Source organism: Candidatus Syntrophosphaera sp. (genome assembly GCA_019429425.1).
In the GTDB taxonomy this organism is placed as follows: domain Bacteria; phylum Cloacimonadota; class Cloacimonadia; order Cloacimonadales; family Cloacimonadaceae; genus Syntrophosphaera.
Map to the genome: position 1 here is coordinate 11,005 of JAHYIU010000006.1, position 17,859 is coordinate 28,863.

Below are 17,859 nucleotides of genomic sequence, written 5' to 3' on the forward strand. Positions count from 1 at the left end.
CTTTGGTTTGGCAATGAGATCAGGCTTCATCGCCCTCCTGCTTGTGGCATCCGGCATCCTGGGAGCCGTGAAGCTCACCCCCGGGAAGTTCTATCAAAACCAACCCCTGCGCCAGCATCCCCACACCCATCTCCTGAACAATAATCCCCAAACGCCGAAGGCCAGAAAGTCTGTCAACTTCAACAAACTGCTGGTGATCCTGGTGGATTTCCAGGAAGAGGTTCCAGACGATCCCAACACCACTGGGAACGGGAAATTCCTGACCCAGGTGGACCTCAGCTATCCCCATCCCGTGGGCAGCCCACCCCATAACCGGTCCTATTTTCTGGACAATCTGGAAGCTCTCAGATATTATTACCTGGCCGCGTCCCACGGCTCTTATGACCTTGAATATGAGGTCTATCCCCAGACCGGTGCCTACACCCTGCCGCGGCAAATGGGCTATTACAATCCCCCGGGGGCCAGCGGAGACCTCTTTGTGGCAAGGATGGAGGAGTATTTCAAGGCTTCCTTTGAAATTGCCGACAGCCTTTCGCCCGAGATCGATTTCTCTGCCTATGGCCACTTCATGATCATCCACGCCGGTTCCGACTGGCAGCATGACATCTTTGGCGACACGCCCTCGGACATTCCGTCCTTCTTCATCAAGGTCGGCGAGGGCAAGGAAGCCGTGGTGGACGGCGGATCCGTGCTGATCAGCCATGCCTCCAACGTGCCTTCCACCATCTCCCAGGATTTCTACGCACAGGAATCCGACGGGCAGGTCGTCCGGGGCGGATACGGCGCGCTCAATGCCGTGATTGCCCATGAATTCGGCCATTCCATCGGTTTGGTCGATCTCTACAATGTTTTCACGTTCCAGCCCATGGTGGGCGTGTTCGACATCATGGACAGCGGCGGCTCGGGTATCCTTGTGGACGAACTGAGCGACGGGTCCTACATCCTGATCGAAGGAGCCTTGCCGGCTTTGCCGGGTGCCTGGTCCCGCGCCTTGCTGTTTGAGGATTACTTGCTGGATAATGGTTATATGGTCGATCTTGCGCAGGCCAAGCTGTTCACTCCCATGCAGATCGCAGCCAGCAGCCTCAAGCAGAACGGAAACCAGGCCATTCCCCAGATACTGCGCATCCCTCTTTCCGCCACCGAATACATCCTCGTGGAAAACCGCAGCGTCGATCCGGACGGGGATGGCGGCACGGCGGTCTTCGCCACCGACGACCGGCGCGTGATCCTCTACCCCACTCCCTTCGCTGATCCCCAGAACAATCCCACCTATGAATACGATTACCTGCTGCCTTCCTTTCAGGCTGCGGACGGTGCCGCGATCGGCGGCGGTTTGCTGGTGTGGCGGATCAACGACGACGTGATCTACAACCAAGGCGCTACCGACAGCCAGGGAAACTGGTACTCCAACTTTGAGAACAATACCGTCAACACCCTGTACACCCAGCGTGGCGTGCAGGTCATCGAAGCTGACAACCTGGCAGACATAGGCCATATCTGGTCATATTACTGGACCGGCACCCAGTACGAGTATTTTCACAGCAAAAAGCCCATCCTCGATGCATCTGGCTTCTTTGTCCAATGGTCTCAGGAAGACTGGAAACCTGTTTTAAACGGCGAAACCAGCCCTCCCCTGCAGGACAGCCGGGGGATCGGCTCCCAGTATTGGCTCAGCGATATCGGGCATCCCGCTGCCAATATGAGCCTCACCCTGCGCTCGGGATTCTTTGACCACACCCAGATCGAAACCTATCAAAGCCCCGGCCTGTATCCCGGACCAACCATCAATTCCAGCTACAGCGATCTGGACATCCCTTTGCTGAGCAATGATTCCGTCCGCCTCCTCAGTTACGATGGGAACGATTGGGTGGACCTGATGGGCGCCTTTCCCTGGAACGGCCAGCCCGTCGATCATCCTGTCATCAGAGCGGACCAAAACGGAAACGGCTATTATGAACTTGCCCTGGTCCATGGCAATTCCCTCGAATTGTTGGAATTTTCCACCGACAACCTGCACAGCATGTCCTTCAACTATCCTGATGACCTTTCCACCCCGCCATTGTATTTGGATGGCACGCTCATCGTGAGCACCGCCAGCAGCCTTAGTTCCATTCAAAACGATACCGTTAGCGGCTGCGTGCCGATCTCCGGAGTCAAGCGCCTGGGCTCTTATGGCAACGATCGGGCCGCCCTGGCTTCAGACATCCTGTATCTTATTGATCCCTCGGACCATTTGTTGTATGTCAAGTCGGAGATCGCATTGCCCGAGCCTTTCGGAAACTACGAACCGGTCTCCTTTTCCGCGTCGCTGGACAATGTCCGGATGCTCTTCCTGATGGCCGATAGCGGCAATATCTACAAATTTCAGGACGGGCTGCTTACGCAGATCTTTCACAACGCTTCTGCCAACCGGCCCACCCAGATGGGATTGACCAATTGGTACACCTACTCCTCCCCTGCCATCAATCCAGTGCTGTTCTGGGCCTGCGGCAGCAAGATATACGCAGCAAAACACGACGGGACCTTGCTCTGGGGTTATCCCCACGAGGCTTTCCCGCTATCTTTCACTCCGCAAGAGCATGTCTACGCCATGCAAAACCATCCGCAGTTGTATCTGTATCTTCCCCTGGCGGGAAGGGGCCACGCGGCTTATTCCGTGGCTGACGAAACTATCATCTGGAACCAATCCCTGGCTCTGGATGGCGTGATGCGTGGTTCGCGACTCACGCTTGATCCGGTGGACCAGCTTTTTGGCAATCTGTTTTGGTATTACGCGGACCCCGAAGGAGACCTCTTCATCCACCGGACTGAAGTTCCTTTGAATGGGTTTGGCCTCTGGAACGGATTCAGGAATGGCGGCAGGGGAAGCTACGAAGGTTACCGGCTGCAAGATACAGAACAATCTGGCGCTGACTCGGAATTTTACGCCTATGTCTTCCCCAATCCCGTGACCGGGCCCCAGTTTCGCGTCCGGATCGGAAATTTCGACCAAACCTGTAAGCTCGTTATTTATGACATAAACGGGTCTTTGCTGCAAAACCTGAACATTCCAGCCAACGGCATCCTGCGCCGGGACCTGATCCTGGACAGCGGCAAGCTCTCCTCCGGCGTGTACATTTTAAGCATCCAATGCGGCGAACAGCGCAAACGGCTGAAATTCGCCGTGGAGAAATAGACTTATCAGGAGGTTCGCATGAAGAAGCTGATCCTTATAATCTTGAGTCTGGGCTTGCTCAGCTTCGCCTTTGCCCAAACCATCGATGACCTCATCTTCGAGGAGGAGGCCCCTCCCAGCGATCTCGTAAGAGTGAATTTCCAGAAGAAGGACGCGCGGCTGGCCATGCTCTTTTCTTCCATCCTGCCAGGCTCGGGGCAATTCTATGCCTCCAAATCCGCCTTCACGGCCTATCTCTTTCCTGTCATCGAATTGGGCATGATAGCCGGGATACTCTATTTCTCGGATCAAGGTAATAAAAGGACTGAAGATTTCGAGTACTACGCCAACGGCGAGATCATCACCCACACGTTCAACTATCAGGTGTATGGAGTGGATTACAGCTACACCTACACCGGCCCCCGCTATCAGAGAAGCTTCCAAAACCAGGTCCAGGCGATTTTGGCCGATGTCAGCGCCCTCGATGTCTACGACGGCAGCTTCTTCCGCCTGGATGAAAACAACTCCCAGCATTTCTACGAAGACATCGGCAAATACAACAAATACATCTTTGGCTGGGCGGATTGGTACCACACCTTTGCCATCGACCCCACTTCCACCAATGCCACCTTTATCCTGGGCGATCCGGCTTACGCCGATGTCTGGATCTTCGACGACCTCACCTGGATCAAGAACCGCACAATTGAAGACCTGATGAACGGGATCACCAGCAACCATATCTCCCCCTCCAGTGACGAGGCTTCGCCCTTCCGGACCGAGTATATCCAGATGCGCAAGGATGCCAATCAACAGTATGCTTATTCCCGCTACTTCACTTTCGGGCTGGCCTTCAACCACATTGCCTCGGCCATCGACGCGGTGCTCGTCACCAACCGGGTCAACCGGACCGCGATCACCCAAAGCAACTTCAAACTCCATTACTACACCGATCTGAGGAACGACAGGCTCACACCCAGCCTCGGCCTCAGCTACCGTTTTTGAGGCTTGAGTCTGGTGAAGCCTTCCCTGCTCTTCATATCCCTGCTGCTTATCGCTCTGCCCCTGGCGGCCCTGCCCAAGGTAGCCTTCATGGGCATGTCGGCCCTGGTTCCCGGAACCGGCCAGATCGCCCTGGGCCAAACGAACCGGGGCGCCGCCCTGCTGGGTCTGGACATTCTGGCCCTTTCCTCCTACTGGGCGACAGGCAGGCAAAAGAACGACCTGATCGATTCCTACACCCGCTATGCCCAGGTCTATGCCGGCATTCCCGAAGATATGGGCGAAAGATACTATCAGCATGTCCAGGAATATCTTAGCAGTGATGAGTTCAACCAAAGCGTGGAACTTGCCGCCCGTAATTATTATTTGATATACATATATGACCCTGATGGCTTCGCCCAGTATATGCTCGAGAACACCTATTCGGAAGAGGAGGCCTGGGCCTGGCAAAGCACTCTGCAGCAGGACCATTACCGCAAGCTGCGGCGCAAGACGCAGACTACCAAGATGTATCAGAACCTGAGCCTGGGGGTGGTCATCCTCAACCGGGTGATCAGCATCATCGACGTTGCCCTGATCTCCCGCGATCCCTCAAAAAGCACAGCCCTCTACTTCACTCCTCTGGAAACAGACGGATTGATGTTGAATTACCGACTGGAGTTTTAAATGCGATCCCTACCCAAGATCCTTGTCCTGACAGTCCTCATCCTTGTCATATCATCTTTGCTGGCGGCCGAAAGCAAAGGCTGGCAGTTGGTCCAATCCCTCGCGGTTCCTGGTTTGAGCCAGGTCCGGGCCGGCAGGAACTACGGTTACGCCATGCTGGCCGCGGAAGCGGGGATAATTTCCACCCTGCTCTACCTGAATGCCGAGAAGGTCCTCAAAACCCAGGAATACTACGAATACGCGCTGAAATACGCCCACATCCAACCAGGAGACTACCCGGACCAATATTGGCGCGACCTGAGCCGCTATAGCAGCAGCGGCTACGACGCCGGAGGTTACAACGCCGGAGTGCTCCAGGACGCGGTCCAGCTTTACCCCAACGACCCCGTTCTCCAGCAGGCCTACATCGATGCCAATATCTACACCGACGCATATGCCTGGAATTGGGACAGCGTGGACAACCGCGCAGCCTACAGCAAAGTCCGCATCCGCACCCAGGACCTGCGCGATTACGCGTCCATGACGGTGGGCGTGCTGATCGTCAACCACCTGATCAGCGGGATAGACGTTCTGCGCTTCGTTTCAGAGAAAAGCGGTTCGCAGGTCTACATGGATGTCAAAGACAAGAGCCCGATGCTGATGCTCAAAGTCGATTGGTAAACAGGGTTTGAGGGCATCTTCTCCCCCTTTTGGCTGACGCGCTTACCTCCCTTATGCCTCCCGCCGAGTTCCCGCCGATTTGGCGGGTAGTCGGCAGGTGGCGGACAAGAGGCGGACGGGCTGGGAAAAAGGAGGAAAAGAGCTAAAGAGGGTCAGAGATACGGATCAGGACCGCAACAAAGCGTTCAGGGCGTCAGCCAGGCGGCTGGGCGTAATCTCCTTCATGCAATTGAAATGCCCTTGGGGGCAGCTTTCCAGACCGTGCAGTGAGCAGGGCTGGCAATCCAGATCGGCGGATAGTGTCCTGGCTTTGTGATTCAGGGGGGCGAACCCGAGGCGCGGATGAGTGCCTCCGAAGATGGCGATCTGGGGCTTGCTTAAAGCAGCCGCGATGTGCATCGGACCGCTGTCTCCGCTGATGATGGCATCACAGAGTTGGATCTCCCGCGTCAATTCCAGCAGATCCAGGCTGCCGCATAAATCTTTCAACTCTGGAAACTCCCGGCAAAGATCCTTTGCCAGGATCCCGTCAGCCTTGTTCCCGTAAAGCCGGAATTCATGTCTATCCCCGGACAGGCGCAGAAACTCCCTCCATTGCTCCACAGGATAGGCTTTGGTGGCATGCGCCGCTCCCAAAAACAGCCCGATCCGCTTTTTTCCGCCGCCTTGACCTGATTCAACTGGTTCAGCCAATTCCAGAGCCGGAAACCGGATCGGGGTCCGGCTGTTGAAAGCATCAGGATACAGGCGTTCCAGGGCTGAGTAGTAAAGGCGGACAGTGGCTTCGATCGTGGCGTTCCTGTCCCCTCGTACGATGGCCCGCCGCAATTTCCGCTGTTTGGCATAGGCCACTTTCTGTTTGGCCCGCACCAGCCTGCTGACCAGCCAGGTGGAAAACTTGGAGTGCAGATCGATCACGAGGTCATACTTGTGCCCCGCCAGCCTCAGATGCCAGCCCAGGTTTTTGCTATATTCGATGACCTTCAGGTCCAGCCCGAACAGGCCTGGCAACGTCGCGTATTCCGGTTTGCAGAGGAAATCGATCTCCGCTTCGGGATGGAGCTGCCTCAGTTCCGCAACCACGGGCTGCGTGAGGATGATATCCCCCAGCGAACTGAGCCTCAGGACCAGGATGCGCATCACAGGGTGCTTTTGATGATCGCGGGCAGGTCTTCCAGCACCGCGGGCAGCCTGTCTGGACCACTCCCTCCGGCCATGGCGGAATCGGGCCGGCCGCCACCCTTGCCGTCAAATCTTGCAGCCACGGCGCTGACGATCCTGCCGGCGTGAAATCTGGATTGCAGGTCTGAGCCGACCACGCAGAGGATGGTGACCTTGTCGCCTGAAAGCGAAAACAGCAGGGATATGGCGTCTTTGGCCCTGTCCTTCAGAGAATCCCCCAGTTCGCGCAATTTGCCGCCCTCGGCGGAAACCTGCGCCTTGAGCAGTTTGAATCCGTCCAGGGACTCGATCCGGTCAAGCAATTCCCCGGCCTCAGAACTGCTCTTTTGCGCTTCACTCTGTTTGAGGCGCTGCTCCAGTTCGTGGATCCGTGCGGTCAAAGCTTCGGCCTTGGCCTCGAGCTGTTTTTCCGGCACGTGCAGGCTGGCGGCCAGACGCGCCAGGGTCTCCTGCAGCGAGGAAACGAATTCCAATGCGCCACGACCCGTGACGGCCTCGATGCGCCTGATCCCGGCGGCTGAAGAGCTCTCGGACACAATCTTGAACAGCCCGATCTCTCCGCTGGCCTGAACGTGGATTCCGCCGCAAAGTTCCTGGGAAAAGTCCTGCACGCTCACCACGCGCACCTGCTCGGCGTATTTTTCGCCAAAGAGGGCAATGGCGCCGTCCTTTCTTGCCTCAGCCAGGGATTTGATCCCGACCAAAACCTGCCGGTTGTCCCGGATGGCGGAATTGACGGCAGCTTCGATCGCTGCCAGTTCCTGGCGGGTCAGCGCTTTCATATGCGTGAAATCAAAGCGCAGGTAATCGGGATCCACCAACGAACCCTTTTGCTGCACGTGTTCGCCCAAGACCGTACGCAGAGCTTTGTGCAAAAGATGGGTGGCGGTGTGGTTTCTGGCGATGTCCTTGCGGCGCGCCAGATCTATCTCAGCGGTCACGGGATGGGGAGAAACCGTTCCCCGCGCCAGTTCCCCGCTGTGGATGAATGCCTCGCCATTCTTTTTCACGTCATTGACCCGCAGTTCAAACTCCTCGTTATGGATCCTGCCCGTGTCCGCGATCTGGCCTCCGGATTCGGCATAGAAGGGAGTCCGGTCAAGCTGAAGCTGAAGGGACCCGTCCTCCGCGATCCGGTAGCGCTGGATCCTGGCCTCGGCCTTGTCCTGTTCGTAGCCGAGAAACTCAGTTGGGGTGGTCGGTTCCAGTTCGACCCACTCCGCCTCGTCCCTGGCATAGGTGAATTTTGAGCTCTTGCGGGCGCGTTCGCGCTGGGCAACCATTTCGGTCTCAAAGCCTTGCGTATCCACCCTGAGGTTCCTCTCAGAAGCCAGGATCAGAGTGAGGTCGAGCGGAAAACCGTAGGTGTCGTATAGCATGAAGGCGTCTTTACCGGGAATGATGTCCCCCTCCAGATTGGAGCAGATCTCGTCGAGCTGCTCGAGCCCCCGGTCCAGGGTCTGGTTGAAGCGCTCCTCCTCGGCTTTGACCACCATCCGGATGTAGGCTTCCTTGCCCTTCAGCTCCGGAAAGTGGTGTCCCATGATCCTGATGACTTCGTCCACCAGATGGAACATGAAGGGTTCCGCGAAACCGAGCAGCCGTCCATGCCTGGCCGCCCGGCGCAGGATGCGGCGCATCACGTAGCCGCGGCCTTCATTGGAGGGAAATCCACCGTCGGCGAGGGCGAAACAGAGGCAACGGACGTGATCCGCGATAACCCTGTGGGAAACGCTCTGCAGGGGATTGTAGGGAATCCCGCTCAAGGCGGCGATCTTGTCAATGATCGGCAGGAACAGGTCGGTCTCGTAGTTGCTGTGCTTGTCCTGCAGCACCTGGACGAGGCGTTCGAAACCAGCTCCGGTATCCACAAATTTGCTTTTCAAGGGAATCAGCGAGCCGTCCGCCTCCCGCTTGTATTGGATGAAAACAAGGTTCCAGAGCTCGATGTAGCGGGCGCAATCTCCATTAACCGCGCAGACGTGGCCTGCGACGCCCTGTTTCTCGCAATGCGCGGGACCCCGGTCGATGTGGATCTCGCTACAGGGCCCGCAGGGGCCGGTTTCCCCCATCTCCCAGAAATTATCCTTGTCCCCCTGATAGGAAATGTGCTCCGGATCGATGTCGGTGTGCTTTTCCCATAGTTCGAAGGCCTCGGAATCGCTGTCGTGGACCGTGGCGTAAAGCTTGTCAGGCGGCAGTTTCCAGATCCCGGTGAGCAGTTCCCACGCCCACCCTATCGCCTCTTTCTTGTAATAATCCCCGAACGACCAGTTGCCCAGCATCTCAAAAAAGGTGTGGTGATATCCGTCTTTGCCCACTTCCTCGAGGTCGTTGTGCTTGCCGCCGGCGCGGATGCATTTCTGGCTGTTCACGGCCCTCTTAACTTCAGGTTCCCGCAGGCCGAGGAAGATGTCCTTGAACTGGTTCATGCCCGCGTTGGCGAACAGCAGGGTGGGATCATCGCCCGGCACAACCGGCGAGGAAGGCACGAAGGCGTGATCGCGAGCCAGAAAGAAATCCAGGAATTGCTGCCGGATCTCTTTGCTGCTAAGCTTTGGGCACATGCACTATCCCTTCGATCGAGTCGTAGTTTTCCATGATCCATTTCTCCGCGCTCCAGGCCGCGATCGCGCCGTCGCTGGTGGCCGTGACGACCTGGCGCAGCACGGTGTGGCGGATATCGCCGGCGGCATAGATGCCCGGAACGTTGGTGTGCATGAATTCATCGGTGAGGGCGAATCCCGCGCTGTCCAGTTCGATCCTGGATTCCAGCAGCTCGTTGTTGGGCAGGATGCCCACATAGATGAACACGCCGTCCAATTCTATGAAAGTGATCTGCTGGGTCTTGCGGTTGAAGATCTCAAGCTTTTCGATCTTGGTGTTGCCGAGAATTTCCTGCACCACCGTGTCCCAGATGAATTCCATCTTGGGATTCCGGAAAGCCCGTTCCTGGATGATCTTTTGCGCCCTCAGCTCGTCCCGGCGGTGGATGACGATCACTTTTTTGGCAAAGCGGGTGAGAAAGATCGCTTCCTCGATCGCGGAATCGCCGCCACCGACCACCGCCACGATTTTATCCCGGTAAAGCGCTCCGTCGCAGGTGGCGCAATAGGAAACCCCGCGTCCCGTGAAATGTTCTTCGCCGGGCACGTTGAGCAGCCGGGGATGCGCGCCGGTGCAAAAGATCAGAGATTTGGCGCGGTACTTGTTCTGGGTGGTCTCCACGATCTTGCAGAGACCTTCCATGCCGATGGCGGTCACCTCTTCGTCGATGAAGTGGGCTTGGAACCGCTCCGCCTGCTGTTTCATCTTGTCCGTCAGCTCAAATCCGGAGATGGGTTCAATGAAGCCCGGATAGTTCTCAACCTCGTCAGTCACGGTTATCTGTCCGCCCACAATGCCTTTCTCAAACACGCCGGTCTTCAATCCGCCCCTGGCACTGTAGATGGCAGCGCTCAGCCCGGCGGGGCCCGCGCCCACGATCATCACGTCATAATTCATGTTCAACCTCGCAAAAAATCAGATATGGATATTTACGTATCTTTTAAAGCCCCTCTCCCCGTCAAGCAATTTGTGTTTCCGCGCCCCTGCTGCGTTTGCCCGCGCGGTATGTATTCTCACCTATTTAGTCAAATCGGATCATCATTATTCAGTTTCAGGATTTCGGATTCCCTCATGAGTTTGGGGCATGGCCTCCTGGGTATCAGCTTGCGTAAGCCTCAATGGGGTTCCGTCTGGCTTGGCCACCTGCCTTTTCTCAAAGCTGGAGGCGGTGAGCAGTTCTTTTCCGCCCATAGCTCGCAAATGTTCTTCTAATTTTTTATATGCCTGGTAATGGGGATGCTTGGGCTCGTCGATCCCGAAATGATGGGAAAGGTTTTCTACGAAGTATTCTCCGGGGTTAAAATTCCTGAGTCTGGGTCTCTGTTTTGATCGTCAACTTGGAAAAGGCAAAATGGGTTGAAATAGTGACAAAATAGTGGGGAATCCAGGGACTTTTCATCGATCGGGACGATGAATCTCCGGATGTTGTAGATAACTTTCCGAATCATGCCCTGTCATGCCAGTATAAAGCAATTACGCAAAGGTCTTACCGTATTGATAAGGGGAGCCAGAAGATGGAGGCGGAAGCCGGAAAGATGTAATTTCTTGTTAGACCGACGGATAAGGATTACATCCGGGGTAAAGGGCGTCCGCTTTACTTGATCAAACTGACCTTTTTGCTGATGGATTTGCCGCCGGAATCCATCCTAATGATGTAAATGCCGGAGGCCAGGGGCGAGCCTTTGCCATCCCTGCCATCGAAAGCGATATCGTAGGTTCCATGGCTTTTCTCTCCAAAGAGGAGTTCGCGGACAAGCTGGCCCTTGAGGTTGTAGATCCCGAGGCGGGCGGATCCTTTCTCCGCCAGGGTGAAGCGCAATATGGTGCGCGACTGGAAGGGATTGGGTGAAACGCTCAGGCTGAGAGAGATTGGAGGCACGGCGGGATCGTGGTTGGCGACGGGGGAGAGCAGGTCCGGAATGATGGCCTGCAAGAAGCCGCGCACACCATCGGCTTGCATGAAATAGAGCGGCAGGCCGAGGAGGACGAATTCGGACCCGCTTGCCGGAAGCGAACGGCGAAAGGCGATGCTGTTTCCGTTGCCCAGGCTGGTGGTGCTCATATTGGCCGTGTAGAGAGAATTTGAGGTCCCCAGAAAGGTGTAGATATAAGGCAGCATTTGGTTCCAGGTGGGAATGGTTTTGAGCGGATCGACCAGCAGTTCCGGATACTGGGTGGACTCTGCGCCGATCAAGCCGGCGGAGTTGTCGTAAACCAGGTCGACGTTTCCTCCAAAGCGCTGCAGGAAGGTGTCTGACAGCACCGAGGTGGTTTTCCAGCCCGAGAGGAGGACCTTTCCGCCGCCCAGCAGATAGCCGCCAAGCACGTTCAGATGGTCGATCAGCAGGTTTTGGGCAAAGTCGTCGGCATGCCAGAGGATCAAACGATACTGGCCCAGAATGTCAAGCCCCGGCAGGCCTTGGGTGGCCACATCCCAATCCTCGTATACGATGGGGGAGAGGGCGGCCGCATAGAAAGCATCCACCATCGCGTCGTCGGGATTGATGTTGGCGCCTGTTCCGTCGCGGGTTTCATCCACCACCAGAAGGTCGTTGGCAAAGCTGAAGGCCACGGGGGTGGCGGCCATGAAATTGGACATCTCGCTCAGATAGCCGCTGGCATCGATGGCGCGGACCGCGTATTGATAGGCAGTGCCGTTCTCCGCGCTGGAATCCAGGAAGGAGAGCTCGTTCAGTGCTTCAGGATTGATCTGCTGCCATTCCGGCACGCCCTGCAAGGGACGGCGGTAAACATAATAGGCGAGGTTCTGGTTGTCCAGGAAAGGCTCCCAGGAGAGCAGTACGGCGGAGTTTGAGGGCAGGCATTCCGTTAGGGCGGGTTTGAGTTCCGTGACATTGCGCAACAGGGCCCAGTGGTTGTGGTTCGGTTCCAGGACCGAGGCTGAATCATAGTTCAGGCTGAAGCTATTGCAAACCCCGTTGGGGAAAGCGTTTACGAGCAGCGAGTCGGAATCGGCGCCATTGACAAAACGGAAAGGTACTTGGATTTCAAAGTTGGTGGGGGTGTTGGATCTCGTCCTGGCTTCGATCCGGAGCGGCTGATCGCTGTTGGAATTGTTCCAGACGCTGTATTCCAGCTCCGGTGTTCCCGATCCGTAGATCCATTGCTGGAAGAATTGGTTCAGGTCCTGGCCGCTGATCTGTTCCGCCAGGGCCTGGAATTCGGATGTGACCGCGTTTCCACCGCTCCAGGCGGAAAACCAATCCTGCAGCAGCTGGAAGAAGTTGGCGTTGCCGATCTTGAGCCTCAGCATATGCAGCACGGAGGCTGCTTTCTCGTATGACGGGGGCGCGAAATAGTAGTTAAAGGCAGGATCGTAGATGGTTTGGGGGCCCGCGCCGGCGGCCCAGTTCAGATAGTATTGGTGGTAACTGGTATAGATGTAATCCGCGGCGGCTTGCCAGCCCAGGGTATGGTCGACCCAGAGATGCTCTGAATAGGTGGCAAAGCCCTCGGAGAGCCAGACATCCTTGAACGTGAGGAAGGAAACGGCGTTGCCATACCATTGGTGCGCGAGTTCGTGGGCGATGATCAGTTCATAGGTCCCGTTGCCCGTGATGATGAAGTTTCCCAGGGTCGTCATGGTTTGGTGTTCCATGGCGCCATAGGTGCTCATGCTCACGACTGCGTGACCGTATTTCTCAAAGGGATAAGGGCCAAAGACCTGGGAAAAATAGTTGATCATGGCGGGCACGTTGGCAAAATCCACCAGGGCGTTGTTGTACTGGTTTTGCGTAACGAAGCTCTGGATGGGGATGTCTCCCGCGGTCTGGTTGATCTCAACGTAAGGTCCGGCCGTGATGCAGACCAGATACGTGGTCATGGGATGTTCTCCGATCCAGTGGGTGGTGGAAGTTCCGTCGCCATTATCCACGATTGAGGTCCGGATGCCGTTCGCGGCCACCTTCCAGTCGCCGCGCAGGGTGATGTGCAGATCCACGACGGCCTTGTCCCAGGGATGGTCGTAACAAGGCCACCAATAGCGGCCGGCGTCGGGGTCCGAAATGGTGAAGACCGTGTTGGCGCTGAAGATCATGCCAATGTTGTAGGGCGCTCCGGAAAGCTGGGGGACCCCGGAATAGAAGACCTGGGTGCTGAAAGTCTGGCCGGAGGGGATGTTCAGGCTGATATTGATGATCCCGCCGGTGTGGGTATAGGCGGCAGCAACGCCATTGACCAGGACGCTGCTGACAGTCAGGCCCACGAGATTGTATTGGATCGAGCTGAGGTTATCTTCAGCCAAAACGGTGGCCAGCACATTTCCGGCGATCTGATGGGTCTGATGGTTGATGTCCAGGGTGATCTCGTATTTCTGGATGTCGAATCCGGTCAGGGAATCGGCCCTGGCTTCAATCTGGCGGGCGAAAAAATCCCCGTAGGGCTTGCGCGGATGGCTTTCCACCGCGGACCAGGCAGCGGCGGCCAGGAATGATCCCAGCAGGACGAGCAGGCCAATCTTATGTTTCATGATCATGGCTCCCAATGATTTATGGATGGTCAGATTATTTTCTGCAATTCTAATATGCAATTAAGGTTCCCAAGGGCAAGCTAAGTTTGCGCGGACGATGGGGGCAGGGGTTCAGGAAGCCGGGTTGGCTTTAGATACAGAACCGGGTAAAAAAACACTTTACGAAAAACGGGGATTGGCAGATTTAGTCATCAACTCTATATGGAGGAGAAATGCACAGATTTGAACGGTGCCTAATGCTATGCCTGATGCTGGTCTTCAGCTTGGGCAGCCTGTTTGCGGCAGGCCAGACGATATATGAGATCCGCGTCGACGGGGCCAGAACGGTTTCCAGGGAACTGGTGACGTCGTCGATCAGTTTGCGCATTGGCGACGACCTCGATCCTGAGGAAGTGGCCAAATCGATCAAACAGCTCTATAAGATGGGCGTGTTTTCCGATATCCGGGTGAGCACGGAGCCCTATCAGAACGGGGTGAACCTGATCTTCCAGGTGGCCGAGAATCCCGTCCTTACCCAGATCAGCTATGACGGGATGAGCGTGGTCAAACCGAGCCGCTTGGATGAGTTGGTCACGGTCCGGATCGGCACTTTCTGGTCGCAGCAGCAGAAACAGGAGCTGATCAGAAAACTCAGGGACGAGTATCACAGCAAGGGTTTCAGCAACGCCAAGGTGGACGTGACCGAGGAATTTCCTGAGGAAGGCAAGGTGCGGGTGACGGTCAAGGTGGACGAAGGGCACCGCCTGGCGATCAACAGCGTTACTTTCGTGGGCAACCTGAATTTTGACGACAAGACCCTCCTAAAGAGAATGAAGACCAAACCGAAGAACCTGCTGCGGTCCGGACGTTTCGAGCAGGCCAAATTCGATCAGGACCTGGTCAACCTGGCCGCGTACTACAAGAAAAACGGCTTCATCGACGTTCGGGTGGGCCCCTATGAGCTGAAACAGATCGGCGAGAGGGATCTGGAACTGGTGATCACCATCCAGGAAGGGATCAAGTATATGCTTGGCAGCATCAGCATCAGCGGGAATGAAAATTTCACCAGCGAAGCCCTCCAAAGCGTTTTTACCCTCAAGTATGGAGAACCCTTCGACCAGGAAAAGTTTGACCGCCAACTGGCAGGGGTTTATTCCAAATATTTCGACGAGGGCTACATCTACACTGAGATCAAGCCGGACATCAAGAAAGAGGGCGACCAGCTGAACATAGAACTGCAGGTGAGTGAAGGCAACCGCGCCCGCATCCGGCAGATCCAGATAACCGGCAACCAGCGCACCAAGGAAAAGGTGATTAGGCGCCAACTGGATATCGCGCCCGGGGATTATTTCCGGCAGTTGCAGGTGATCCGCACCCAGCAGAATATCTACAATCTGGGTTTCTTTGAGCCGGACATCAAGCTGGATTACTCCCAGATCAATGAAAACGGCGATATCGACCTGATTTTCGACGTGATCGACAAATCTTCCGGCTCGGCCAACGGCGGTATCGGCTATAACAGCGCGGATGGAGTCGTGGGGCAGCTTTCCGTTTCGCAAAACAACCTCTTTGGCAATAACTGGTCCAGCAGTTTGATGTGGGAATTCGGCGGCAGCACGCAAAACTTTGAATTCAGCTTCACCAATCCCAATCTGCTGGATTCGGACCTGCTGCTGGGCAGTTCCCTGTATTACACCAAAAAGACCTGGAGCTCTTTCTACTACGAGATCTACAACCGCGGCGGCAGCGTCCGCCTGGGGCAATACATTCCCTGGGTCGACCGCACCAGGCTGGTTGGCGGATACTCCTTGTACGCGAAGAAATACCGCATCACAAACATGGACAGGTTTCTGGAGACCATGGATCCGGGCAGCCCGCTGATCGAACTGGATTCATTGGATTGGCGCTACACCAGTGCCCTCAGCGCCACGGTCAGCCGCGACACGCGCGACAGCATTTTCTTTCCCACGCGGGGCACGCAGCTAACCCTGTTCTCTGAGCTTGCCGGCGGTCTCCTGGGCGGGGATTTCGACTATTTCAAGCAGATCGCCCAAGTCAACTGGTACATGGAGACCTGGTATAAGATCACCCTGCGCACCAAATGGCGCTTCGGCTATATCACGCCCTACGGTTCATCTGAAGACGCGCCTCCGGACGAGAAATTCTATCTGGGGGGCACTGGCGTGGACGGAGTCCGCGGCTACGCTGACCGTTCCATAGGTCCAAAGGGCGGCGGATCCAGGGCAGTGATCTTTTCCAGCGAAATCGGTTATCCGATCGGGGGCGATCAGATCATCGCCATCGGATTCTTCGACGCGGGGGACAGCTACAATCACCTGCGGGAGTTCAATTTCCTCAAACTCAAAAAGGGCGTTGGTGCCGGGATCCGCATCCGCAGCCCCTTTGGCCTGATCGGATTTGACTATGCCTACAACCTGGAAGACGGGCATTGGGAACCGCATCTGCAGTTTGGCACCACCTTCTAGATGAAGTATGAACACCTTTTTGGGCCCGTTCATTCCCGCCGGTTGGGATTGTCGCTTGGCGTGGACCTGGTCCCCTACAAATATTGCCCGCTGAACTGCGTTTATTGCGAAGTTCAGCGCACCACGCACCTCACCCTGCGCCGCAGGGAATTCTTTCCCCTGGAGGAGATCACCTCTGAGCTGGCCGATTTCCTGTCCGCCAGGCCGGAACTTGATTACATCACCTTTTCCGGAGCAGGCGAGCCGACCCTGTATAGCAGGATCGGAGAGGTCATATCCTTCATTAAAAGCCATTATCCTGAATACAAACTGGCTGTGCTCACCAATGGCACTCTGCTCCATAACGCCACCATCAGAAAGGAGATCCTGCCCTGCGACCTGATCCTGCCCTCCCTCGATGCCTGCAATCAGGAGACCTACAGAAGGATAAACAGGCCCCACCAGGCATTGAGGGCTGAAGATCTTGTATTGGGATTGGCCACACTGCGCCAAGAATACAAAGGCCAGATCTGGCTGGAAGTGTTCATCATCGCCGGCATCAATGACACTGAGACTGAACTGGACTGCCTGAGCGAGGCCATAGCCAGGATCGCTCCGGACAAGGTGCAGATCAATTCCCTGGACCGGCCGGGCGCGGAAGAATGGGTCAAGGCTGCGGGCAACGCGGCGTTAAACAGAGTCAAGCAGCACTTTGAGGCGAAGCTGGCTATGCCGGTGGAGATCATAGCCAAAGTCCAGGCGGAGCAGTTCGAGACGATCGTGCCGGAGGATGTGGAGCGTTCGATCTCCGCCACCCTGCAAAGGCGTCCTTCGACCGCGGAAGACCTGGCCGCCTCGCTGGGCCTGCATATCAATGAGGTGAGCAAATATCTGCGCCAGCTCCATGGCGAGCAGAAGATCAGCGTCAAACGAGAAAAGAGAGGAGTTTTTTACGCATGGATTCACTGAACACGGCGATCATAACCGCCGCTGGATCGGGCAGCCGGATGGGAGGCACGGTCAAGAAGCAATTTCTGGAACTGGGCGGCATCCCCATTCTGGTCCATACCCTGGAGAAGTTCTTCAACTCCGCGTTTATCGACAATATTATCATCACCGCCCCGGAAGAACAACTGGCCTATACCGAAGAACTGGTGACCAGGTTTTTCGAAGATAGCGCCAAACCCTGGCTGGTAATGCCGGGCGGGATCGAGAGGCAGGACAGCATTTTCGGGGCCCTGCAGAACTGCCCGCCCTCGGTGCAGTATGTGTTCATCCACGACGCGGTGCGGCCATTCATCACGGAAGACCTTTTGGGCGAGCTGTATGAGATCGTGAAAAAAGAGAAGGCCGTGGTACCGGTGGCCAGGCTGAAAAACACGATCAAGCGCATCGAGGCGGACTGGATCGCGGAAACGATCCCCCGGCACAATCTGGTCCAGGCTTTCACGCCCCAGGTCTTTTCCCATGAGCTGATCATGGCCGCCTACGACAAGGCCTATCAGGAAGGCTACGTCAGCACGGATGATGCGGCGCTGGTGGAGCATTACGGCGGCAAGGTCCGCTATCAGTTCTGTTCCGACCTGAATCTCAAGATCACCGACGAGCTGGACCTGTTCTTCGCCCGGCAGATCATCGACAACGCTTTGGTGTAA

General features: G+C 56.2%; 11 protein-coding genes. 7 read left to right on the forward strand and 4 right to left on the reverse strand.

Annotated features, from left to right (window positions below):
- The first annotated feature begins 13 nt into the window (after positions 1-13).
- Genes K0B87_01315 through K0B87_01330 form a run of 4 tightly spaced genes read left to right on the forward strand, consistent with a single transcriptional unit; the run spans position 14 to position 5,482 of the window.
- Entirely contained in the window at positions 14-3,178 is a 3,165-nt protein-coding gene (locus K0B87_01315; protein ID MBW6513378.1) for a T9SS type A sorting domain-containing protein, read from the forward strand.
- Between the two features lie 18 nt (positions 3,179-3,196).
- Positions 3,197-4,159, forward strand: a complete 963-nt coding sequence (locus tag K0B87_01320) for a hypothetical protein (protein ID MBW6513379.1) — start codon at positions 3,197-3,199, stop codon at positions 4,157-4,159.
- A gap of 12 nt (positions 4,160-4,171) precedes the next feature.
- Entirely contained in the window at positions 4,172-4,822 is a 651-nt protein-coding gene (locus K0B87_01325; GenBank protein ID MBW6513380.1) for a hypothetical protein, read from the forward strand.
- Positions 4,823-5,482: a hypothetical protein gene (locus tag K0B87_01330; GenBank protein MBW6513381.1), complete on the forward strand. Its 660-nt coding sequence runs from the start codon at positions 4,823-4,825 to the stop codon at positions 5,480-5,482.
- 165 nt (positions 5,483-5,647) lie between these two features.
- On the opposite strand, the gene K0B87_01335 is transcribed toward K0B87_01330, so the two are convergent.
- From K0B87_01335 to K0B87_01350, 4 genes are all read right to left on the reverse strand, one after another.
- A complete protein-coding gene (locus tag K0B87_01335) occupies positions 5,648-6,622 on the reverse strand; it encodes a glycosyltransferase family 9 protein (GenBank protein ID MBW6513382.1) in 975 nt (324 codons plus the stop codon).
- Positions 6,622-9,231, reverse strand: coding sequence for an alanine--tRNA ligase (gene alaS, locus K0B87_01340; protein MBW6513383.1), 2,610 nt, complete (start codon positions 9,229-9,231; stop codon positions 6,622-6,624). The genes K0B87_01335 and alaS overlap by 1 nt, the downstream gene beginning before the upstream one ends.
- On the reverse strand, positions 9,215-10,168 hold the full coding sequence (gene trxB / locus K0B87_01345) for a thioredoxin-disulfide reductase (GenBank protein MBW6513384.1): 954 nt from the start codon (positions 10,166-10,168) through the stop codon (positions 9,215-9,217). Before trxB ends, alaS begins: the two co-directional genes overlap by 17 nt.
- Before the next feature lie 697 nt (positions 10,169-10,865).
- Complete coding sequence (locus tag K0B87_01350; GenBank protein MBW6513385.1) at positions 10,866-13,760, reverse strand: T9SS type A sorting domain-containing protein; 2,895 nt, start codon at positions 13,758-13,760, stop codon at positions 10,866-10,868.
- 212 nt (positions 13,761-13,972) lie between these two features.
- On the opposite strand from K0B87_01350, the gene bamA reads away from it, so the two are divergent.
- Genes bamA through ispD form a run of 3 tightly spaced genes read left to right on the forward strand, consistent with a single transcriptional unit; the run spans position 13,973 to position 17,859 of the window.
- Entirely contained in the window at positions 13,973-16,225 is a 2,253-nt protein-coding gene (gene bamA / locus K0B87_01355) for an outer membrane protein assembly factor BamA (protein MBW6513386.1), read from the forward strand.
- Entirely contained in the window at positions 16,226-17,173 is a 948-nt protein-coding gene (locus tag K0B87_01360; GenBank protein ID MBW6513387.1) for a radical SAM protein, read from the forward strand. It abuts the gene before it with no gap.
- The gene (ispD, locus tag K0B87_01365; protein ID MBW6513388.1) at positions 17,161-17,859 is read left to right on the forward strand and encodes a 2-C-methyl-D-erythritol 4-phosphate cytidylyltransferase; all 699 of its coding nucleotides are present in this window, start codon (positions 17,161-17,163) and stop codon (positions 17,857-17,859) included. The genes K0B87_01360 and ispD overlap by 13 nt, the downstream gene beginning before the upstream one ends.